This is a genomic window from Vescimonas coprocola (assembly GCF_018408575.1).
GTDB classification, from domain to species: Bacteria; Bacillota; Clostridia; order Oscillospirales; family Oscillospiraceae; genus Vescimonas; species Vescimonas coprocola.
Genome location: NZ_AP023418.1, coordinates 638,910 through 660,931, shown reverse-complemented (window position 1 = coordinate 660,931; position 22,022 = coordinate 638,910). Strand labels below are relative to the sequence as shown.

Sequence of the window (22,022 nt, the reverse complement as noted above, 5' to 3'; positions counted from 1 at the left end):
CCCGCTGCCTCACTTCAACTTCTGCTGATGCATCCATACATCCATCACCAGACTGTGGGGCAGGAGCTTCGTCAGTCCCGTCTGGAACCGGGCCACAAAGCCGAACTGGCTCACATCCTTCCCCCGCTTGGCATCCCGCCATGCCCGCTGCACCAGCTGCTCCGGCTCATACATGGCCACATACTTCTTCACCACCGATTCACCGCCGTTGACGGTGGCACGGGCAAAGAAGGCCGTCCGGGTCCAGAAGGGGCAAAGGGCCATGACCCGGATGCCCCGGCCCCGCAGCTCCCGGTTCAATGCCCGGCTGAAGCTCAGCACAAAGGCCTTGCTGGCCCCGTACACGTCGATATACGGAATGGGCTGGAAGGCCGCCACCGAGGCGATGTTGATGATCTGCCCGCCCTCCGGCATATAGGGGATCGTCAGCTGACACAGGGCCATCACCGCCTGACAGTTCAGGTCCACCATGTTCAGGTTCACCTCCAGCGGCGTATCCACCACCGCCCGGAACTTTCCGAAGCCGCTGGCGTTCACCAGCAGGCCCACCTCCACCGGCTCCTCCGTCAGCACCTTGGCATACGTCGCAAAGCTGCTGCAGTCCGTCAGATCCAGCGCCAAAGGCCGCACGGGAAACGGCACCTGCTCCCGCAGCCCCTCCAGCGCCGCCTCATGGCGGGCGATGACCCATATCTCATCAAAGCGACCGAAGGTGTCCACGGTCTCAGCGAACCGGCGTCCCATACCGCTGGAGGCCCCGGTGATAACTGCAATGCGCTTCATATTGCCTGCTCCTTTCCGTTGACGCAAAGAGAGACTGCCGGCGGGCTCTCCCTCCCGGCAGTCTCCGCTGTCCTGCTTATTCCTCGTTGAACCAGCACCGCACATAGGCGGCCAGCCCCGGAACGATCTCCTTCATGTACCTCTCCGTGGTGTTGACGCACAGGTGATAGGACTCCTTGGCGCCCCACTTGGTATCGCTGTACATCTGGCGGTACTGGGCACGGTTCTTATCCACCTGCTTGATCATCCGCTCGATCTCGTTGCGGGTCAGATGCTCCCCCTCCGGAGCCCGGCGGATGCAGCGCTCCACCTTGGCCTCCATGTCGGCGTAGATGAACAGGTTCAGGGGGTGATAGTCCTTCAGGATCACGTCGGCGCAGCGGCCGATGATGACGCAGTCCCCCTGCTTGGCGAAGTTCTCGATGATCTGGCGCTGGGCCGCCGCCACCCGAATGGGCTGCTCCATGATCTCCATGGAGGGCATGGCGAACCGATGGCCGATGGTCATGGGATAGGCGGCCTCGATGCTCTTCTCGGACACATTGGCCACATACCGCTCGTCAAAGCCGTTCTCCTTGGCGATCATCTCGATGATCTGGTGGTCGTAGCAGGGGATGCCCAACTCCTCCGCCAGGCGCTTGCCCAGCTCACGGCCGCCGGAACCAAACTCACGGCTGATGGTAATGATCTTGTGCATACTTCATTTCTCCTCTCTAAAAAGGCACGGATAACAACATATCTCACAGCCCACAGAGCTGCTTCTTACCATTTAATACTCGTAGCAGCTGCCGCCCACAAACTCCCGCACGATGGAGTTCAGCGGCACATACGGCGTGTGCAGGGGCGGCACCTCCCGCACCACCTTCATCAGATCCGTCAGATCGTTCTCCGCCATGAATTCGTCCGTCAGCTCCTGCCGGAACTGGGGGATCTCCAGCAGATACTTGGCCAGAATACACGGCTCATAGTCGTGGAAGCTGTCGATCTGGATGGCGGCGTTGGACTTATAGGGCTTGATGTAGTTCTCCTCGCCCCGGTTGACGCTGGCCGCCCGCTCCACCGTCTCCCGCAGAGAGTGGCCTCTGGTGTTGTAGTCCCGGATGAGCCGGCGGGCCACCCGCAGCTGCTCCGGCCGGACGATCTTGTCGTCATAGGTGATGATACGGGTACGGGGCGCCACATAGATGCCGTTGGCAATGCCCCGGATCTTCTCGAAGATCAGCGGGTTGAGCATATGGATGCCCTCTGCAATGATGATGCCGTCCTTGTCGCCCTGCATCTTGCGATATCCGCCGGTCTTGCCCTCCTTAAAGTCGTACCAGGGGATATCCGCCTCCTTGCCGTCGGCCAGCTGGGAGATGCAGGACACCAGCTGCTCCACGTTGACGCAGTAGGGGGATTCCCAGTCGGTGGCCTCCGGAGGGCGCTGATCCAGCGGCAGGAAGAAGTTATCCATGCTCAGCAGGCACACATGGACTCCCAGATTCTGCAAATACTCCTGCAAACGCATGGCAGTGGTGGTTTTGCCGCTGCCGGAGGGACCCGTCAGCGCCACCAGCGGCTTTTCGCCCTTGTTGGAGAGAATGGTGGTCGCCGCCGCACTGATCTTATCGTGGAACACCTCCTCACACCGCAGCACGAATTGCGTCTCGCTCCGCATGGCATAGTTGATGTTCTCCAGATCAATGACTCTCATAACCGGTGGCTCCTTTCTCTGCGGCACTCTCTCGCCGCTTCCCTGCATCCATCATGCAATATTATTAGGCGTATATTATAGCACATCTTCCCCCCGCTGTCCAGCGCACATTTTCCCCTCCTCTGGCCCTATAAAAATTTTTTCAAGAAAAATGAAAAAAGCCCTTGCAATTCCTGATATCATGTGCTATGATGTCAAAGTCGTCAAGAGACAAGCGCCGTTAGCTCAGCTGGATAGAGCGTCTGGCTACGGACCAGAAGGCCGGGGGTTCGAATCCCTCACGGCGTGCCAAAAATCCTCGAAATCGTAAGATTTCGAGGATTTTTGTTTGCATAAGTTGCTAATTTCGGATGCCGCTCTTTTTTCTGACCCAAACGCTGACCCCAACGGGAGCGGATAGCGGAAAGGTCTATACCGCACGGGAGAGGATGCTCCCCATCGTTTGCGCCGCTTTGAGCTGTGCGTCGGTGGTGACATGGGCATAGGTGTCCAGCGTGAAGCCCGCGGAGTAGTGTCCGAGCATACTGCTGACCGTTTTCACGTCCACGCCGTTTTGCAGGGCCATCGTCGCGAAGGTGTGGCGTAGGTCATGAAAGCGTATCCGTGGCAATCCCGCCCGGTTCAGCACTCTTTGCAGCATATGCAGGACGCTGTCCGGGGACATAGGGCCTCCGGTGGGCGATGGAAATACCCATTCGCTGCTTCCCACCTTGTTTTTCTGTGCCTTTAGAACGTCTATCGCGTCTGCCGACAGCGGCAGCGTGCGGTAGGCGTTTTTCGTTTTCAACGGTGCCTCGACTACTTTGCCGTTTTGCCGGGAAATGGCCCGTTGGATTTTCAGTATGCCACGGTCGAGGTCGACGTCCGTCCATTTCAGTCCCAGCAGTTCACCCCGCCGAAGTCCGGTGGCGAGGTCGAGGTAGTAGAGTTCGTACACGCCGCTGTCCCTGGCCTCCTGGAAGAAGGCGCTGAGTTGGTCGGCGGTCAGCGTTTTCATCTCCTTGTGCTCCACCTTCGGCAAGGCGCAGCCTTGCGTTGGATTTTTGCTCACCAACTTCTGCTCGATGGCAAGGTTGTACGCCGAACCGATCATCTGATGGATGTTCCGCACGGTTTTCGGTGCTAACCCTTTCGGCTTTTTCTTGGCCTCGATACGGTCAACCCGGCCACCATCCAGCAGGTGCTTATAGAACTGCTGTAAGTCCAGAGATGTCAGGTCTGCCAGCGGAATGCTGCCGATCTGCGGCTTGATGTGGTTTTCGATGTAGCCATGGTAGGTCAGGTAGGTGGATGGGCGCATCTTGATTTTGGCATAGTTCTCGTACCACACTTCTAACCAATTACCTACCGTGTAGGTTTTGGCTCGCCCATAGTCGATGCCGACGTTTTCCTCGATAGCCTTTTTCAGTTTCTCTTTCACTTCTGCTTGTGTCTTGCCGAGGACATTTTTGATGATGGCCTTGCCAGTTTCTGGATCGTGGCCGACAGTGTACCGGCCTTCCCAGCGTCCATCCTTGCGCTTTCGGATGTTCCCTTCCCCGTTTGCTCGTCTTTTTGGCATAAAATCAGCCTCCTTTGTAACGGCACACAATACCGTAAAAGGCAGAGAAAAGCTATGGGGAAGCCACACTATTATCAGAAAGTTATCAATTCTCAACCGCCGCTTATCTTTGTTTATGGCGTAGCAAGATTTGAGCTGCTACGGAGACTTCCGCCGACTACAACGGTATAAAGCGTACCGATTTTCTATCAAAGCGCCGCTGCAAACCGTTGTGACACGGGGCTTTGCGGCGACTTTTCTCAAATTTAGCGTCAAACAGTTCCGGGAACCTCGAAAAAAGCGTCAATTTCCAAAACCCGCAAACCCTTGCGGCAGCTCGCACTGCGGGCTGCTGTGAATAGGCATTGGCGCGAAAAGCGCCAATGCCTTTCTCCTGCTTCTCTCTTCGTCCCGAAAGTCCTCCGCAAAACCGCCCGAAAACCACCTTTAAGGCCGGGATGCCCCCTCCCTGCCCTGTCTCAACTGTTTTCGTAAAAAACACCGGACATCTCCCTTGCAATTCCCGTTTCGATGTGATACACTACATTACGACAACTAAAGATACGGACGGTGCGCCGGGGAACAAACGCGAATGCGAAAACAACACCCGGCGGCGGAATGGGGTGAGAGGCCCCGCGAGAAGGTCACTGTGATGCCTTGGGCGGCGCGGAAACGCGGCGCGAGGGGGCTAAGTCAGATACGCTATGCACCGGGCCGGTTGGTTTTGCCATTCCCGAAGCCAAAATGAGAGGTGCGGCGCACGGTCATTTGGGCCATGCGCTTTTGTTTTTCCACAACGCATAGCCGGGTTTGGCTGTGCGTTATTTTTTGCGGCTGACTACGGTGATAAGCCGCTTTTCTCCGGGCGGGAGAGGGGGCGCTCCCCTCTCCCAGCCTCCTCAAGTCCAGAAGATCTCCTCATAAAGCGATATCGCTTTATGTTTTTGCGCATATGCGCAAAAATTCAGACCTCACGGCCTTTTAAGATAAGAAAAATACAAAAGAGAAAGGAAAATCACGCGATGAAAAAGAGAATCCTCTCGCTTCTGCTGGCGCTGATGATGGTGCTGAGCCTGATCCCCACGCTGGCGTTTGCCGCGGGTGAAGACAACAGCAAGGTCACGGTTTATTTCTCCCTGTCGGATAACGGGAAGTACAAAAACGGCACCAGCGGCAAAACGCTGGCCTATGTCCCGGTAACGGTGGAGTATTTTGATCTGGATGACTACGGTCTGGGCAAATACACCCGTGCGGACGCAGGCGAGCAGCCCACGGTGCTGCACCTGTTCATCAAAATGCTGGAGCAGGAGTACCTGAACAGCGGCAAGCTGACGGTAGGCGGAGACGCGCTTACCGTGTCCGGTGCCGCCGGAAGTATGTACATGACGCAGTTCTGGGGCCACGATCAGAACCTGACCTATTATGTGAACCATGTGTACCCCATCATGTCGGGCAGCACCGGCGCCACGGCGGACCGGATCATCCTGAAAGATGGCGACGTGGTGGACGTGGCGATGTTCGACGACTGGAGCTTCTGGGGTGACGCCTACGCTGGCTTCCAGTATTTCATGGACGGCGATGCGCCCACCCACAGCTATACCGCCACGGCGGGTGAGGCCAAAACCATCACCTGTAAGACAGCGCAGACGAACATGATGAGTCCCAGCGGGACGCAGTATAACGTCTGCGGTACGCAGACCGTTTACTACGGCAAGACGCTGTTTGCCAGCGACGCCCAGAGCGTCACCACCGACTCCAGCGGTGCGGCCAGCATCACCTTCCCCGAAGCAGGCGACTGGTATGTGTGGGCCAACGGCGCCAAGGGTAAGAGTACCAACAATGTCGTCAGCTCCCCCGCCTACGCCGCGGTGACGGTGGAGGCAGGCGGCGTGACCACTCCCAAGCTGACGCTGACCACAGACAAGGAAAGCGTCATTTGGAACGAGAAGGTCACCGTGACTGCCACCAACGAAAAGGGCGAGCCGGTGGTCTGTAATTGGACAGTCAACGATCCCTCCGTGATGCCGTACAGAGCAAAGAATCCTTGGGACGGACAATCCAGCATTGCGATCAAGGGCACAGAAGTGAAAAATGCTCTTGTGCTGACAGCCACTTCGGTGGACGATCCGACGCTACAGGGTGAGCTGCAGTTTAACGTATTGCCGTTGGCCGAAGTGTATGCGGTCTTTGGTGACGGAACTAAGCAACCCTTGACCATGAAGGCAGAGACCAGAGCTGTCGGAAATGGCACCTTCAATGTGATTGAGATTCCTGCCGCCGTCGACCACATCTTAGTCCGCCCTGCCAAAGGCTATACGATTATTGATAATAGCGGCCCTGCAACCGGTACACCTCTTTGGACACCAGAATATGACAGTGAAGGTTTTTGCGCTGTGACACGTGCGCAGGGCGATTTAAGCAAAACAACCTTTGCGCCCGAAAGAGTTCTGTTTACCCGTGGAATACTACCGAAATACCCTGAGAGCGACTGGTTCTGTAACAGGATTAAGGTAGAAAAGGAAAATGTATTCTTGGCGTGGGAGCAGGACACAGACAGCCCCATCCAAGAGGTCAAGGTAGAAAATGCGACCCTCTATACTCCAGTGCAGACGGCACAGAACAGTTTTAGCATGATACTTGACCGCAATGCAGAGACCGCTTCTTTCCTTTTTAATACTGAGGCAAAGAAAGTCTATCTCACCGATGAACAATACAAGGCAGAGGGCGCTGCACTGGAGCAGAAGGATGGCTTCTACGTGCTGCCTGTCAATGCTTCCGAGCTTGAGGCCAGCGGACTGCATTCCCGGCGGATGGAAAAGACCTACTATGTGCTGGCAGAGTCTACCACTGGCCGCAAGCTGCGCTTTAATGTTACGGTGTACCAGCGGGATAACGCTATGGATACCCCCACAGCGGTGGAGGAATATCTGTGTCTGGCCAGCCAGTACACCAACAACGCCAATAACGCAACGGGTACTTATGGAACCATGCCGGAGCGGGCGCTGGCAGGCTTCCCGCAGAGTGGTACTGGTATGAATATGCTGGTATCTTTGGGCAACTTCGGCGGCTACATCATCTACCGCTTTGACCAACTGATCACCAACGATCCCAACCACCCTTACGGCGTGGACTTCGTGGTGCGGGGCAACAACTACGGCACCAACCACTTCGGCTTTTATGAGCCTGCCAATGTGTTGGTATCGCAGGATGGCAAGACGTGGTATACGCTGGCTGGTTCCGACCACTACAGCAACCACGCCTATTGGGATTATACCATAACTTACACCAAGTCCACCGGCACCTCCACCGTCTATGGCGGCGCTTCCGGTACGGCGGCAGACTGGACAGACAGCATGGGCTATTCCGGCACCAGCTATCTCTATCCCAACAAAGCCCTCTATCCCCTGTTCCCGTGGACAGCTGAAAATGATACCAGTATTACCGTTACCGGTACGCTGTTGGGCGGCAAAGGAACCACTCGTAATGAGATTTTCGATGTGGCTGTTCCCAAGTGGGGCTATGCCGACACCTGCTATAACGGCTTGAATCCCTACACCGGTGCCGAGGGCGGCGAGGTATTCGACCTTGACTGGGCCGTAGACGAGAACGGCCAGCCCGTGAAGCTGGATTGGGTCAAGTACGTAAAGGTGCAGACCGCCTCCAACGTCGATGGCGGCGGCATCGGCGAAAAGTCCACCGAGGTCAGCGCCATCTATAAGACCGACGCGGCTGCCGCTCCCGTTGGCGTTACCGCCGCTCCCGCCTCCATCTCCATCAACGGCCAGAAGCTGGCGCTGAAGGATGGCGTGGACGTGTATTCCGCCGTGGCCGATACCGCCGTTGAGGTGGCTGTGGACGCGCCGGAGAACACCAACGTCTACATCAACGACGTTTACGGCAAGAGCGCCAAGTTTGACTCCCTGAACCACCGCATGGTGCGCGTTGTGGTGCAGGAGGGCGAAAAGGAGCCTGTGATCTACTACGTGAACCTCAAGACACAGGCTCAGGCCGACGAGGACGCTGTGGCGGATGTGATCGCCAAGATCGACGCCATCGGTGAAGTGACCAAGGACAGCGGCAGCAGCATCAAGGCCGCCCGCAAGGCCTATGACGCGCTGTCCGATGCGCAGAAGGAGCTTGTCACCAACTATCAGACCCTGCTGGATGCCGAGAAGTCCTACAAGAAGCTGACCCGCCCCACTGGCGGCAGTTCCAGTTCCAGCACCACCGATGACAAGAAGAACGACGGTAAGGACGTGAAGTCCGGTAACACCGGCGACGCGGGTATCACCCTGTATCTGGGCATGGGTCTTGTGGCTGTCATGGCTGGCGCGGTGATCGTCACCCGTAAGCGCAAAGAGAACTAACAAGCCGCCTTTCTTTGATTTTTCTCTATATGGCAAAAGCGGAGGTGCGTCAAGCGCCCCCGCTTTTGCCGTTTTGTGTGGGGGGAAGGAACGCCTGTCGTTTCCGGTCTCAGTATTCTTTGATTACAGCGTGGTCATTTTTGCGCTGCCACACGACACGGCTCAAACGCAGAGTCTTTTCCAAATCCGCCCGAAACCGGCTTGAAAGCCTTCTCTTGGGCTGGGATGCTTCCCTTCCCCGAAGGAGGTCACACAGCGGCTCACGAGGGCAAACACGGGGTACTTCTGTGCGAGGGTCTCGTCAGCTGACACAGCAAAGCCGGAGGAAGCGGATGTATGCGTTTACAGCGTGCGTCCGCTTTCTCCGGCATCGCAGCCCCGCAGGGCTGCGGGAAGCCTATTCTTGAATTGTGGAGGTTTTCACATTTTTATTAGGTTCGTTGTTGTATATGCTCTTACACTATGGTACAATGACCTTAAGCGATAGCATATGCTGTATGGAAAAGTATTTTGACCCATTTTTGACCCAGAATAGAACTGGAACAGGCAGTTACGGGCGGAAACAAAGGAATGCCTGTCCAGCAAATATCGGTAAACAGCTTGAAACGGAGCCGAAACGGCTCCGTTTTTTCTTCGGGACAACCTACGGACCAGAAGGCCGGGGGTTCGAATCCCTCACGGCGTGCCAAAAAGACCCGAAACCGTAAGGCTTCGGGTCTTTTTGTTTGCATAAGTTGTTGTTTTCTCCCGCTGCTTTTTTCTGACCCAAACGCTGACCCCAACGGGAGCGGATAGCGGAAAGGTCTATACCGCACGGGAGAGGATGCTCCCCATCGTCTGGGCGGCTTTCATCTGGGCGTCAGTGGTGACATGGGCGTAGGTGTCTAGCGTGAAGCCTGCGGAGTAGTGACCGAGCATCGAGGACACGGTTTTTACATCCACGCCGTTTTGCAGCGCCATGGTGGCGAAGGTGTGACGCAGGTCATGGAAGCGTATCCGTGGCAATCCCGCCCGTTTCAGCACTCTTTGCAGCATATGCAGGACGCTGTCCGGTGACATGGGGCATCCGGTGGGCGATGGAAATACCCACTCGCTGCTTCCCACCTTGTTTTTCTGTGCCTTTAGAACGTCTATCGCGTCTGCCGACAACGGCAGTGTGCGGTAGGCGTTTTTCGTTTTCAACGGGGCTTCCATTACCTTGCCGTTCTGCCGCGAGATGGCCCGTTGGATTTTCAGCACACCACGGTCGAGGTCGATGTCCGTCCATTTCAGTCCCAGCAGTTCGCCCCGCCTAAGTCCGGTGGCGAGGTCGAGGTAGTAGAGTTCGTACACGCCGCTGTCCCTGGCCTCCCGGAAGAAGGCGCTGAGTTGGTCGGCGGTCAGCGTTCTCATCTCTTTGTGCTCGACTTTTGGCAGGGCGCAGCCCTGCGTTGGATTCTTGCTCACCAACTTCTGCTCCATGGCGAGATTGTACGCCGAACCGATCATCTGATGGATGTTCCGCACGGTTTTCGGTGCTAACCCTTTCGGCTTTTTCTTGGCCTCGATACGGTCAACCCGGCCACCGTCCAACAGGTGTTTGTAGAACCGCTGCAAGTCCAGAGAGGTCAATTCTGCCAGCGGAACGCGGCCGATCTGCGGCTTGATGTGGTTTTTCAGAAAGCCTTGGCTGGTCTTGAACGTGGAGGGTCTGAGTTTTACTTTCGCGTAGTTCTCCATCCAGACCTCCAGCCATGTTCCCACGGTGTAGGTCTTGGCCCGCCCATAGTCGATGCCCACATTTTCCTCGATGGCTTTCTTCAGCTTTTCTTTTACTTCCGCTTGCGTCTTTCCAAGAACGTTCTTGATGATGGCTTTTCCGGTTTCCGGATCGTGACCGACTGTGTAGCGGCCCTCCCATCGTCCATCCTTGCGCTTTCGGATATTGCCTTCTCCGTTTGCTCGTCGTTTTGGCATAAAATCGACCTCCTTTGTAACGGTACACAATACCGTAAAAGGCAGAGAAAAGCTATGGGGAAGCCACACTATTATCAGAAAGTTATCAATTCTCAACCGCCGCTTATCTTTGTTTATGGCGTAGCAAGATTTGAGCTGCTACGGAGACTTCCGCCGACTACAACGGTATAAAGCGTACCGATTTTCTATCAAAGCGCCGCCGCAAACCGTTGTGACACGGGGCTTTGCGGCGACTTTTCTCAAATTTAGCGTCAAACCGTTCCGGTACCCTCGAAAAAAGCGTCAATTTCCAAAACCCGCAAACCCTTGCGGCAGCTCGCACTGCGGGCTGCTGTGAATAGGCATTGGCGCGAAAAGCGCCAATGCCTTTCTCCTGCTTTCTCGCCGCAGCGTCCAAAATCCCCCTATTTTGCCCGTCTCGGTGTTTTCCACGGTTGCCGCATTTCCTCTTTCGACCGAACCCGATGCGCTGGGCTTTGGTCGAATTTTCTGTTCTCCCGCACGGTGGCGCAACGTCCGGTCTTGGGTTTCCGGTGGGTACGCGCCCGGCTGTGTCCGGAAAACCGGACACAGCCGCCACACGCGGCTCACGCGGGTGGACAGGTGGTTTTCTGCCGTGCCTGTTGGAGCGCTTCCAAGCGTTTTCGGATGCGTTCCTGCTCACATTCCGTGTCCAGCTTTGCAAGCTTTTGCTCATAAAACTGCTGGATAGAGAACTGAATGGGCAGGAGCGTGTACAGAAGGCTTCTGTTCTGCTTGCGTCCATCCTGCGTGATGATCGTAGTGCGTTCCGTCTTGATGAGTCCTCGCTCTACCAGTTCTGTCACATATTTTCGCACGGTGTTCGGACTCATATTGACGGCTTTACCAATCGTTTTGTAGCTTGCATGGCACTGATATGTCGTCCGATCCTCAGTGTACATCAGATAGCTGTAGACAGCCAACGCGCCCGGTGAAAGACCGAGGGCGAAAACTTCATTCGGCAGAGGAAAGTAGTTTTTAATCGGATCGCGCGACGTGTAATACTTATTCCTCATGCGTGCCTCCCGTCTGCCGTTCTACCCATAGACGGAACTGCTCCTTCGGTACGACAAGCCGGCTGCCGATCCGCAGCGACGGAAAGCCGTCCTCATGCAGAAGTTCATAGGCGCTCGACGGCGAAACGCCCAGCGTGCGGGAGACAAGCTGTGCGTTTAGAAACAGCGGCAGCTCGTCAAAATTTTTGATGCTTGATGTGTTCAAAGTCTTTTTTACCTCCATATAATTTTAGAATTTTCGGAGAAAAAACTTGCGTTTCGGAGGTCCCTCTGTTAGATTGAACACAGTTGCAGTCCGTGTTTTCCGAAACGCGGCGCGCCGTCCGACTGTTGCAGCAGCCGGACGGCTTTTTTCTTTTCCGGTTACCATCCTCCATACCCGTTCCTGCCCTGCGGCCTTTTGTTGACGCACACGGCGTTGGCTTCGCCTCGGTACGCTGGCTGCTTTTGCAGCGTCGCGGCATACTTCTCCGGCGAGTATCGTCTTTGGAGATGGGTGTGAAATTTTCAAGGTACAGAGCAACTTTTCGTTGACAAGCTGTCTATGTGATGCTAGACTATGATAAAATAATTTAGACAGCTTTCTGATTTTAAGGTAACATAGAGCTATATTTTTGTCAAGGCTATTGCATTTATAATTTACAATTAGTCCATATTTGAGGTGACGACTATGTGGTATGCAAAGATGTATTTCTCCGGTGAGAAGGAGTTCTTTGAAAATGATGCGTTCGGAATGCAGGGGCTGCCGTCCAAGCGGCTGGAACTTCCGTTTTTGGAAAGTCTGCTGACGTTTCTGGAACTGGACGAAAAAGAAATCACGCCGATGCTGGAACGCATCAGCGTGAATTGGGAACGCTTCGTTGAGAGCCGCGCCCGCGAAGCGTATACAGCCGCGATGGTGGAGCTCGGTGTGCTGGCCGAGAAGCACATTTATCTTCGCCTTCTATATACGCGCAGCTTCGGCTGTTTTTCCGTAAATGGCTACGGTCAAGCGGAAATTCAGGCGATTGCTTTGGACTTAAAGGAGTTTGCAAAGCAGTTTTCAGAGACAAGGAAGCAGGTCGAGAAGTTTTTGAAATGTGTGCTGGACGTGGATTCCGCCGGGCGTGAACCGCAGAAACAGGCGGCGAAAAACTATCATCACGACCAGCCGAGAGATCCGGAGCTGTTCCGATTTGAGCCAATCCCGCTGAGCTTTGAACCGGTCGAGCCGGGCCGGTGCGCGCCTGTTTTATACTCGTCCGTCGTGCGCGACATGATCGACTATTCGCTGCGAAGCTGCGTCGAGCGCGGCGTGACCGTGCGCCGCTGCAAGAATTGCGGCCGCTGGTTTCCGCAGACCGGCCGCGTGAGCGCGGAGTACTGCGAGCGCCCGGTAAAGTACGGTGAGCAGCGCTGCCGCGAGATCGGTGCGTTCCGGCAGTGGACGAAAAGACAGACCGATGACCCGATTTTCAAAGCATACCGCAAGGAGTACAAAAAGCGCTTCGCGTGGATCAAGGCCGGGCGCATCACCGACGAGCAGTTCTATGCCTGGAGTGAAAAAGCCAGAGAAGAAAAGAAGAAGTGCGACCGGGAGATCATCTCGCTGGAGGATTTCCAGCAGTGGCTCCGCGACTCCAAAATATGAAAATACGCTGCCGGTAAGCTGTCGGCAGCGTATTCTTTGTCTATAGCGGAGCAAAATACAGTCCTTTTACGCAAACGTTTTCACCAGGTCGGAAAGCTTTTGCAAACGGAAATCCGCAAGCAAGGAATTTGCCGCGGAGCCGATGGCCGCAGCGTAGAAACCGCCGGCCTTTGCAGCCTTGTATGCGAGATAACCCATGTCATCTTGTTTTCAAAACTCATGCCTATATAATGCGCAGCGCTGCCATCGGCAGAGGCGGAAAGGGAAAGAGGCTTACAGAGATTTGCAGAAGGTGTCGATGCGGCGGAGCGCCTCACGGAGATTGTCATCCGAGCAGGTGTATGCGATACGGATGAAGCCTTCGCCGCATTCGCCAAAGGCGCTGCCCGGAATGCAGACGACCTTCTGCTCGTCGAGCAGGCGGTTGCAGAACTCGACGCTGCTCAGGCCGAAGCTGCTGATGTCGGCAAAGACATAGAACGCGCCGTTCGGGCGGTTGCAGCGGATGCCGTCGATCTTGGCGAGGCCGTCGAGCAGGATGCTGCGGCGGCGCTCAAAGACCTGACGCAGCTCTTCGCAGAGCTCCGGATGGTCGAGCGCAACGGTCGCCGCGTACTGGCCGGGGGCGTTGGCGCAGGCGTTGAAGTTTTCCTGACACTTGGTCATGCGGTCAACGATCTCCGCCGGGGCTGCGACAAAGCCGATGCGCCAGCCGGTCATCGCATAGGACTTTGAAAAGCTGTTGACGATGACGGTGCGCTCTCTCATGCCCGGGAAAGACGCGATGCAGTGCGCTTCCTCTCCGGCGTAGAGCAGGGTGTTGTAGACATCGTCAGAGATCACCAGCAGATCGTGCTTCACGGCCAGCTCGGCGATCTTTGCCATCGTTTCGCGCGTCATAACGGAGCCGGTGGGGTTGTTCGGGGTGTTGATCATCAGCGCCTTGGTGTGCGGTGTGATGAGCTTTTCGATGGTTTCCGGCTGCATTTCAAAGTTATGCTTCAGATCCGTGGGGACGCGGACCGCCGTGCCGTCACAGTATGCGACCTGCGCCACATAGTTCAGCCACTGCGGATCCTGAATGAGGATTTCATCACCCTTGTTCAGCAGGATGAGGAACAGGAGACTCAGCGCGCCCATGCCACCGTTGGTGATGATGATCTCCGTGTTCGGGTCGTAGTGCAGATCCTTCAGGTAGGATTTTTCCGCGATGGCCTGACGGAACGAGAGCGTACCGGCGTTCGGCGTATAATGCGTGATGCCCTTGTCGAGCGCTTCCTTGCAGGCCTCACAGACCAGCTTCGGCGTAGGCATATCGGGTTCGCCGATGCCGAGGCTGATGACGCCGGTCATGGTGTTTGCGCGGTCAAACATGGCGCGGATTGCGCCCTGCTTCAGTGTTTTTGCTTTTTCATTGATCCATTCCATGATATTCTCCTGTTATCTCTGCACCCGCCCCGTGCCGTCGCCGCCCATGAGCTTTTCCACATCGGAAACGCTGACACGGTTAAAGTCGCCGATGACGCTGTGCTTCAGACAGGAAGCTGCAACTGCAAATTCGAGCGCGGACTGCTTGTCCTCATACTGGTTCAGGCCGTAGATCAGACCGCCCGCAAAGCTGTCGCCGCCGCCCACGCGGTCAATAATGTCGCGGATTTCATATTTCTTTGAAACATAGAAATCCTTGCCGTCATTCAGGCACGCCGCCCAGCCGTTCCAGTCGGCACTGTGGCTCTCACGGAGCGTGATGGCGATGCACTTCATGTTCGGATAGCTTTCCAGCACCTTGTTGCCGAGCGCTTTATACTTCTTACGATCGAGTTCACCGGACTCGACGTTCACATCGACGGTAATTTCGAGCGATTTCTGCACGTCTTCTTCGTTGGCAATCGCCACATCGACATACTTTGCAAGCTCTCGCATGACCTCGCTGGCCTTCTTGCCATACTTCCAGAGGTTCTTGCGGTAGTTGAGGTCACAGGAGACGGTGATGTTCCGCTTCTTCGCTTCCTTGACGGCTTCGAGCGACAGCTCCATTGCGGATTCGGAAATTGCAGGCGTAATGCCCGTGATGTGGAACCAATCCACACCCTCGAAGGCTTTGTCCCAGTCGATATCGCCCGGCTTTGCAAGTGCGATTGAGGAATACGCACGGTCATAGACGACCTTGCTCGGCAGCTGATTTGCGCCGCCCTCTAAGTAATAAATGCCCATGCGACCCTCGCTGCGGACGATCTTCTTTGTGTCCACGCCAAAATAGCGCAGTTCGCGGATACAGCACTCTGCAATATCGTTCTTCGGCAAGACGGTCAAAAATTCTGCGTCCATGCCGTAATTTGCAAGGGAGATTGCCACGTTGGCTTCGCCGCCGCCGAAGGTCGCCTCAAGCATCGGGCTCTGGAAGAAGCGCTCGTGTCCCGGCGCTTTCAGGCGGAGCATAATTTCACCAAATGTCAGAACTTTCATCTTCGTCCCTCCTTACTTCTGCAGCAGATGCACGGCGAAACCGCCGAACTCGTCTTTGAGGTATGCAGCTGTCATACGTCCGTTTTTGTACTTTGCCGAGCTTTCGTCATACGCAAAGCCCTTCTTTGCAAGCCCTGCCACCGCCAGCTCCACAGAGTTGGTGCGGATCGCAATATGACCGTTTTTGCCCTTGAACATGGACTTCATGACCTCGATACCGCTGGATGCAAACATCGAAGAGTTGCCGTCTTTGACCGGCAGATCAAACGCTTTGTTCAGCTTCTCGCAGACCGCGGATGCCGCATCGGCATCTTCGCAGTTGACGCCGACGTGCGCTACCTCGAACCCCAGCGCAGCGGCTCTTGCTTCCTTGCAGAGCTTTGTGATCTTCTCAAAATTACCGGCTGCAATGTCCGCCTTCGAGCAGACCCAGCTGCCGCCGACTGCGTGGATGAACGGCGCGGCGATGAACTCGCCGATGTTCTGACCATTCACGCCGCCGGTCGGGATGAATTTGATCCCGCCGAACGGACCCGAGAGCGCCTTCATGGCAGAAAGTCCGCCATAAACGCCAGCCGGGAAGAACTTCACAACGTTTAAACCCAGCTTCATTGCCGCCATAATTTCCGTCGGCGTCACGCAGCCGGGCGTCACGGCAACGCCGTTTTCCACGCACCAGCGGACGACTTCTTCGTCAAAGCCGGGGGATACGATAAATTTTGCGCCGCACTCGGTGGCTTTTTTACACTGTTCAAGCGTAATGACCGTTCCTGCGCCAACTAACATGTCGGGGCAGCTTTCCGCGACTGCCTTGATCGAGTCCGCCGCAGCAGCCGTGCGGAACGTGATTTCCATCACGTCCACGCCGCCGGCAAGCAAAGCCTTTGCCGTCGCGACCGCGTCCTTCGCGTCATCCAATACCACAACCGGCACAACAGCCGATGCAGCCAGTCTTTCAGAAACATTCATTTTGTCGACTCCCTACTTTCATTTGCGATGATTCCAATAAACATCCCATGCGTTTCCTGCAAACATCATCTCTCGCTCTTTCTCCGTACAGTCGGACAAAAGGAATTTTCCGTGTGCCACCAACTGCTGATAGTTTGCCGTCCCCAGCAGCCATGGAATATCTGTCCCCCATAACAATTTCTTTGCTCCCACGATCCCGCGTGCCAAGTCAAAATAGCGTTTCGTACTGGGAAATGGATATTCTTCTTCCTTCTGCACATGATACGGGAGCGCGGAAAGATCAAACCAAACATTTGGCAACGTACCCAAACGAATCTGCTCCAACCACGCAGACCAAAGCTCCGGGTTGCGCTCTGCAGCTCGCGAGGGCTGCCCCATGTGGCAAAGCACGATTTTCAATCCCGGATGACGCTTTGCGATGGACGCGATCTGATCTGTCTGATAAGAACCATCGCCTGGCCGACCGAGGTCAAACGAAACCGTTTTTCCACCTGCTTCCATGGCCTCCCAAAGCCATCTTAGCTCTGGTGCATCCAGCTGTACGCCGGGATAGACACCGTACAGGCCGCCCGCCTCAGAAAACTCAATTTTAATGTTTTTCCAAAGCGATCCTTCCAGCTTTTCGGCATAATACTGGCGCGCCGCGGGACTCCAAGGGTCAAAAAAAGCGGAGGCAGTAAACTGCTCCGGATAGTCCCGGCATGCTTGCAGTACATACTCGCTCCAGTCTCCATAGCATGGGCAAAGAATCAGGACAGCTTTATCCACCTGTGCCTGCCGCATCTCATGCAGCAGCATCTGCAATGTATGGCTGGTGTTTTCGTTGATCGCCGGCAGCACATCCTGTGCAATGCCGTCTCCTGCATCAATCCGGCCATATCCCGCGCCATGGGTATGGCCTTTTGGGCCATACCCATCAACGTTTGGGAAAATATGAACATGCGCGTCAATCAGCATAGCTTTTCCCGCTCAGTTCATGCTGCCCTTTACGCCCTGAACCAGTTGATCGATCACGTTGATTTCTTCGATCGTCGGTCTGTATCCGTCCTCAAACATGACCGAACCGTCCTGCGCATAGATCGGGCCCTCAAACACGGCAATCTCCTTGTTAATCAACTGCTCGCGCACTTCACCAAGCTTCGCCACGATCTCATCAGAGACTGTGTCGCCAAATGTTGCCTGCTTGATCAGGTTCAGTTCCATGCCGCCGCTGATGTTCACCGGTTCATATTCTCCGTCAATCGCCTGCTTCAGATACGGAATATAGCCGCTCCAATCCGTAATGCACGCAGACAGCCACGTCTGGGGATCCAGCTCATACGCATCAGAGTTGCAGCCGAAGCAGTGCACGCCACGGCTGCGGCAGATTTCCATCATCGTCTTGATGGAATCCTGGAACGGCGCAATGACATCACAACCGCTGTCGATCAACTGGTTCACAGATGTGGTCTGCAGGCCAGTATCCGCCCACGACCCGGTAAAGACCGCGGTAATATCAATCTCAGGCTTGATCGACTGCGCGCCAAGTGCAAACGCGTCGATGGCAACAATGACATCCGGGATCGGCAGAGAGCCAATGAAGCCGATCTTGTCCGTTGTCGAATACATGGCGGCCAGGACACCATTCAGATACCAGACATCCTGCACTTCTCCATGGATGATGGAAAAGTTTCCGCCGGCGTAATCCGTGATCGGGAGCGAATAGAACGCTACCTCAGGATGACGCAGCGCGACATTGTGCGAGTATTCGAGGAATCCAAACTGCGAGGGGAACAGAATGGTGCACCCCTGTGCAATCAGCTCCTCCATGACACCTTCGCTGTCAGAGGTTGTAGGGACGTTTTCCTTGATCACGACTTCAATGCCAAGCTCTTTCTCAACAAGTTCACCAAGCTGCACGAAATTCAGGTTGAAGCCATAGTCGTCTTTTGTTCCGCTCAGGATAATGCCAAGCTTCTTTGCCCCCGCACCGGGCTTGACGTCGCCCGTCTGTTCCGTCTGCGTCTGGGTGGGGTCAGCCGGCTTTGCGCATGCCACCAGCGTTGCCGCGAGCAGAACCAGCACCAACATCATTGCAACTACTTTTTTCATTGTTTTTCCTCCGTCCTTTTTCTTTAAGTAATAATTTTCAGTTGTTCCGGCATCGACGGCTTTTTGGACGTCGAAATAATTGCCAGAGCAACCAATGTAAACAGGTAGGGCATCATCAATGTCACATACATGGAAATGGGCACTTCGTGGATCTGGAAGAATATCTGCAGCGCCTGTGCCAGGCCGAACAGATACGCCGCAAGGTATGCTCGCTGCGGCTTCCACGAGCAGAGGATCACCAGAGAGGAGGCAATAATTCCCCGTCCGTTGATCATGTTGTTTGCCCAACTCATCGCATAGATCACGCTCATATGTGCCCCGCCGATTCCAGCCAGAACACCTGCAAAAATAACCGCTCCGTATTGCAGAACCACCGGGTTATACCCGTACGCTCTTGTGACATCAGGCCGTTCCCCCACAGAACAGAGCACCAGCCCCGTTCTTGTTTTTGTCAGGAACCACCAAGCTAACACCGGAAGTACATAAGCGATATACGTCAGAATATCCTGCTGAAAAAAGGCCGGCCCAATCACCGGAATCTTGCTCAGAACCGGAATGGCGAGGGAAAACGACTTTCCAAGGCTGACGCCGAGCTGCGATCTTCCAAAAAAGGTGGTCAGGCCCTGCGCAAAGAAAATCAGGATAAACCCGGTCGCCATCATGTTGCTTTTTCTGGAGATGGAAAGGAACGCCTGGATCAGCCCAATCAAGCCGCCTGCAATCGCTGCGCACAAAACAGCCAAAAACAGGCTTCCGCTCCCGGCTGCTACGGCAAAGCCTACACATGCGCCACAAAGCATGCTTCCTTCTACGCTCAGGCTGGTGATGCCGGTTCGTTGGCCAACCAAATCCCCAAGCAGCGCGTAAATGATGGGAGTTCCTGCGCTGACCATGCAAATGAGAATCGTTGTTAGTTCATTCATGCCTTTCTCTTTCCTCCCACCGTCATAATTGTCAGCAAAACGAGCATGATCAAAATCTGCATTGTCGCCGCCGGAAGCCCGGTGTTGATCTCCATGCCGTTACCGGCGACGGTCAAACCGCCGATCAGTAAGGCGGACAGGATCAGCAAAAGCGGGTTGTTTCCAGCCATTCCTGCAGCAAGGAAGCCCATAAAGCCCATGGTCTCGCCCGCACTGATCCGCACACGGCCCTCGACGCCGACGACCATGACCGCGCCGGCAAGGCCGGCAAGTGCACCCGCGAACAAGAACACCCAGGTCTGTATTTTTCTCACTTGTATGCCTGCGTAACGTGCAGCCATCTGGTTTCCGCCGATCGTACGCACCGCAAACCCCACTCTTGTATGATAGATGATATACCAGGTCAAGCCTGCCATGGCAATCGCGACAAAGATACCGGCGTTCATTCTTGTTCCAAAAAAGGTGTGAAAACGCAGCTGGGGCGCAATTTCTACCGTCTGCGGGTAATTCCATCCATTTGGATCGCGAAGGCTGCCAAACAGCATGGCAGAGATCAGGTAGGTCGCAACATAGTTCATAAGGATTGTCGTCAGGATCTCGTTCATTGCAAGCTTCTGCTTCAGAAAAACACCGACGCCTGCATACAAAGCCCCGCAGATCATACCAACCAGCAGCATCAGCGGGATTCCGATAACACCGGGCAGATTTGCCAGCACTGTGCTTCCGGCAACAGCGGTTCCGAGAGCGGCAATCGCCATCTGGCCTTCTCCGCCTGCGTTGGCCAGGCCAACACGGGCCGGAATGCTTGCCGCAAGACCCGTCAGGATCAGATACGACGCACGGACAATTACTTCGCCAAAGCCGTAAGCCGAACCAAAAATAGATGTAATGATGGTCTGATACGCCACAAGCGGCGATTTGCCCTGCGACAGGAGCAGCCCGGCAAACGCGATCAGAGGAAACAGGACGCAGATCAGGATCCTAACTGCCAAGCTGTCTTGAAGTTGCAGCGGCTTCTTTTGTGCCTTATTCATGTGCGTTCTCTCCTTGAAGCATAATTTTTCCGATCTCATTCGGCGTACACGCGTCTACACAGTACGGTCCAAACGCAGTGTGAGAAGACAGGACCAGGATCCGGTCGCACATCGTGAACAGCTCCGAGATATCTTCGGAAATCAGGATCGTACCCACGCCCTGTTTTTTCAGCCGGAACAGTGTCTTGTGGACTGCGTGTACTGTGGCGATGTCCAGTCCCCGGCTTGGATAACTGGCAATTAACAGGCGCGGTCTAGAGATAACGGCACGGGCAAACGTCATTCGCTGCAGATTGCCGCCAGAAAGTGTCCCGGCAATTCTTTCTGCCTGTGGGACCCGGAGGGTCTTGACCTCAGAATGTGTCTGCAGCTGACTGCGCATTGCCTGCCAGTCCATATCACCATGGCGGTAAATCGGATCCAGGCCGACCAGCGCCATGTTTTCCAGAATCGAAAACGTCGGAACAACGTTGTCGCGAATGGGATCCTCAGTCACCATTCGCATCCCCAACCGGATTCTATGCGCAATATCTGTTGAGGAGATATCCTCTTCATTTGCGCTCAGGATACCGCTCTGCAGCTTCCGCGCTCCGTATATGGCCTCCGCCAGTTCTCTCTGCCCATTTCCGGATATGCCGGCAATGCCCAGGATCTCTGCTTTGTGCATTTCAAAGCTGACATCATGCAGAATCAACTGATCGTGGTCATCCTTTATGCTGACTCCGGAAAGCGACAGCTGCAGTGCCGCTGCTTCGTTTTCCTCACTGCATTCCGGGCGTTCCAGCTCAAAGTTGACCGGAACATTCCCCATCATTGCCGAGATGATCTGCTGCTGGCTGAAGCCATCTCTGCGTTCAAAGGTACAGACATGTTCGCCCTGACGCAGAATTGTGATTCGGTCAGCCACAGCAAGGATCTCGTCAATTTTGTGCGTGATCAGGAAGATCCCATACCCCTTATTGCGGAATCCGCTCAGCATCTGCAGAAAAGCCTGCACTTCGTGCGGTGCCAGCACGCTTGTGGGCTCATCGAAAATCATCACACGGGTCTGCGGATCCAGCAGAATCTTCAGGATCTCCACATGCTGCCGCTGTCCGAGGTCAAGCTTCCAAACCTCCGTGTCAGGATCCACGGAAAGGCGATACTCCGCAGAGATTCGATTAATTTCATCGCGAAGCTTCTTTTTATTGATCTTCCACCCGGCAGAATGGAGGGAAAGGAATACATTTTCCAGAACTGTGAAAGCAGGAACGAGCCGGAAATCCTGAAATACCATTCCGATACCCTTTTCGCGGGCAATCGTCGGATTCCAGCGCTCCATTTTTTCTCCGTCAATATACAGATTTCCGGCAGTCGGCTGATAGACACCATAGAGCATCTTCATCAGCGTACTTTTTCCCGCACCGTTCTCGCCTGCTATCGCATGGATTTCACCGGCGTGGATTTCGATGTCAATCTCCCGGTTTGCCGTCAATTCTCCGAATCGTTTCGTGAGTTTTTCCGCCCGTAAAATCGGTTCCACTCGCCGTT

18 protein-coding genes and 1 tRNA gene are annotated in these 22,022 nt (G+C 55.1%); 3 read left to right on the top strand and 16 right to left on the bottom strand.

Translation table 11 applies throughout. The features are described 5' to 3' along the window. Positions 1-9: 9 nt before the first annotated feature. The 3 genes from KJS28_RS03255 to KJS28_RS03245 form a co-directional block, all read right to left on the bottom strand. Positions 10-783: an SDR family NAD(P)-dependent oxidoreductase gene (locus tag KJS28_RS03255; protein WP_213541721.1), complete on the bottom strand. Its 774-nt coding sequence runs from the start codon at positions 781-783 to the stop codon at positions 10-12. 76 nt (positions 784-859) lie between these two features. Beyond that, entirely contained in the window at positions 860-1,480 is a 621-nt protein-coding gene (locus tag KJS28_RS03250) for a cytidylate kinase-like family protein (protein WP_213541720.1), read from the bottom strand. A 72-nt stretch (positions 1,481-1,552) separates the two neighbouring features. Further along, positions 1,553-2,479 carry an adenylyl-sulfate kinase gene (locus KJS28_RS03245; RefSeq protein ID WP_213541719.1) on the bottom strand — a complete coding sequence of 309 codons (927 nt, stop codon included), beginning with the start codon at positions 2,477-2,479 and terminating at the stop codon, positions 1,553-1,555. A 214-nt stretch (positions 2,480-2,693) separates the two neighbouring features. Here KJS28_RS03245 and KJS28_RS03240 point away from each other — a divergent pair. After that, positions 2,694-2,770 (top strand) — tRNA-Arg (locus KJS28_RS03240). 118 nt (positions 2,771-2,888) lie between these two features. On the opposite strand, the gene KJS28_RS03235 is transcribed toward KJS28_RS03240, so the two are convergent. Further along, a complete protein-coding gene (locus KJS28_RS03235; RefSeq protein ID WP_213541718.1) occupies positions 2,889-4,040 on the bottom strand; it encodes a tyrosine-type recombinase/integrase in 1,152 nt (383 codons plus the stop codon). Positions 4,041-5,041: 1,001 nt separating this feature from the next. Here KJS28_RS03235 and KJS28_RS03230 point away from each other — a divergent pair. After that, positions 5,042-8,386 (top strand): LPXTG cell wall anchor domain-containing protein, encoded by a 3,345-nt coding sequence (locus KJS28_RS03230; protein WP_213541717.1) that lies wholly within the window; start codon positions 5,042-5,044, stop codon positions 8,384-8,386. A gap of 804 nt (positions 8,387-9,190) precedes the next feature. Here the strand turns inward: KJS28_RS03230 and KJS28_RS03225 are convergent. The 3 genes from KJS28_RS03225 to KJS28_RS03215 form a co-directional block, all read right to left on the bottom strand. After that, positions 9,191-10,342, bottom strand: coding sequence for a tyrosine-type recombinase/integrase (locus tag KJS28_RS03225; protein WP_213541716.1), 1,152 nt, complete (start codon positions 10,340-10,342; stop codon positions 9,191-9,193). A gap of 587 nt (positions 10,343-10,929) precedes the next feature. Then, positions 10,930-11,379 (bottom strand): helix-turn-helix domain-containing protein, encoded by a 450-nt coding sequence (locus KJS28_RS03220; protein WP_213541715.1) that lies wholly within the window; start codon positions 11,377-11,379, stop codon positions 10,930-10,932. Beyond that, complete coding sequence (locus KJS28_RS03215) at positions 11,369-11,584, bottom strand: helix-turn-helix domain-containing protein (RefSeq protein ID WP_228298429.1); 216 nt, start codon at positions 11,582-11,584, stop codon at positions 11,369-11,371. Before KJS28_RS03215 ends, KJS28_RS03220 begins: the two co-directional genes overlap by 11 nt. A gap of 465 nt (positions 11,585-12,049) precedes the next feature. Here KJS28_RS03215 and KJS28_RS03210 point away from each other — a divergent pair, with 465 nt between their 5' ends. Next, positions 12,050-13,009: a DUF6076 domain-containing protein gene (locus KJS28_RS03210; protein WP_213541713.1), complete on the top strand. Its 960-nt coding sequence runs from the start codon at positions 12,050-12,052 to the stop codon at positions 13,007-13,009. Positions 13,010-13,075: 66 nt separating this feature from the next. Here the strand turns inward: KJS28_RS03210 and KJS28_RS12620 are convergent, their stop codons facing one another. The 9 genes from KJS28_RS12620 to KJS28_RS03170 all read right to left on the bottom strand — a co-directional run bounded on the left by KJS28_RS12620 (position 13,076) and on the right by KJS28_RS03170 (position 22,014). Beyond that, a complete protein-coding gene (locus KJS28_RS12620; RefSeq protein WP_267873553.1) occupies positions 13,076-13,207 on the bottom strand; it encodes a hypothetical protein in 132 nt (43 codons plus the stop codon). A gap of 75 nt (positions 13,208-13,282) precedes the next feature. Next, on the bottom strand, positions 13,283-14,437 hold the full coding sequence (locus tag KJS28_RS03205; protein WP_213541712.1) for a pyridoxal phosphate-dependent aminotransferase: 1,155 nt from the start codon (positions 14,435-14,437) through the stop codon (positions 13,283-13,285). Between the two features lie 12 nt (positions 14,438-14,449). Next, positions 14,450-15,475 carry a sugar kinase gene (locus KJS28_RS03200; protein ID WP_213541711.1) on the bottom strand — a complete coding sequence of 342 codons (1,026 nt, stop codon included), beginning with the start codon at positions 15,473-15,475 and terminating at the stop codon, positions 14,450-14,452. A gap of 12 nt (positions 15,476-15,487) precedes the next feature. Further along, a complete protein-coding gene (locus KJS28_RS03195; protein WP_213541710.1) occupies positions 15,488-16,444 on the bottom strand; it encodes a bifunctional 4-hydroxy-2-oxoglutarate aldolase/2-dehydro-3-deoxy-phosphogluconate aldolase in 957 nt (318 codons plus the stop codon). Positions 16,445-16,462: 18 nt separating this feature from the next. Continuing rightward, complete coding sequence (locus tag KJS28_RS03190) at positions 16,463-17,401, bottom strand: amidohydrolase family protein (protein ID WP_213541709.1); 939 nt, start codon at positions 17,399-17,401, stop codon at positions 16,463-16,465. Positions 17,402-17,413: 12 nt separating this feature from the next. Beyond that, entirely contained in the window at positions 17,414-18,535 is a 1,122-nt protein-coding gene (locus KJS28_RS03185; protein WP_213541708.1) for a BMP family ABC transporter substrate-binding protein, read from the bottom strand. A gap of 23 nt (positions 18,536-18,558) precedes the next feature. Next, the gene (locus KJS28_RS03180) at positions 18,559-19,458 is read right to left on the bottom strand and encodes an ABC transporter permease (RefSeq protein ID WP_213541707.1); all 900 of its coding nucleotides are present in this window, start codon (positions 19,456-19,458) and stop codon (positions 18,559-18,561) included. Next, positions 19,455-20,492, bottom strand: coding sequence for an ABC transporter permease (locus KJS28_RS03175; RefSeq protein WP_213541706.1), 1,038 nt, complete (start codon positions 20,490-20,492; stop codon positions 19,455-19,457). Before KJS28_RS03175 ends, KJS28_RS03180 begins: the two co-directional genes overlap by 4 nt. After that, on the bottom strand, positions 20,485-22,014 hold the full coding sequence (locus KJS28_RS03170) for an ABC transporter ATP-binding protein (protein WP_213541705.1): 1,530 nt from the start codon (positions 22,012-22,014) through the stop codon (positions 20,485-20,487). Before KJS28_RS03170 ends, KJS28_RS03175 begins: the two co-directional genes overlap by 8 nt. Positions 22,015-22,022: the final 8 nt, after the last annotated feature.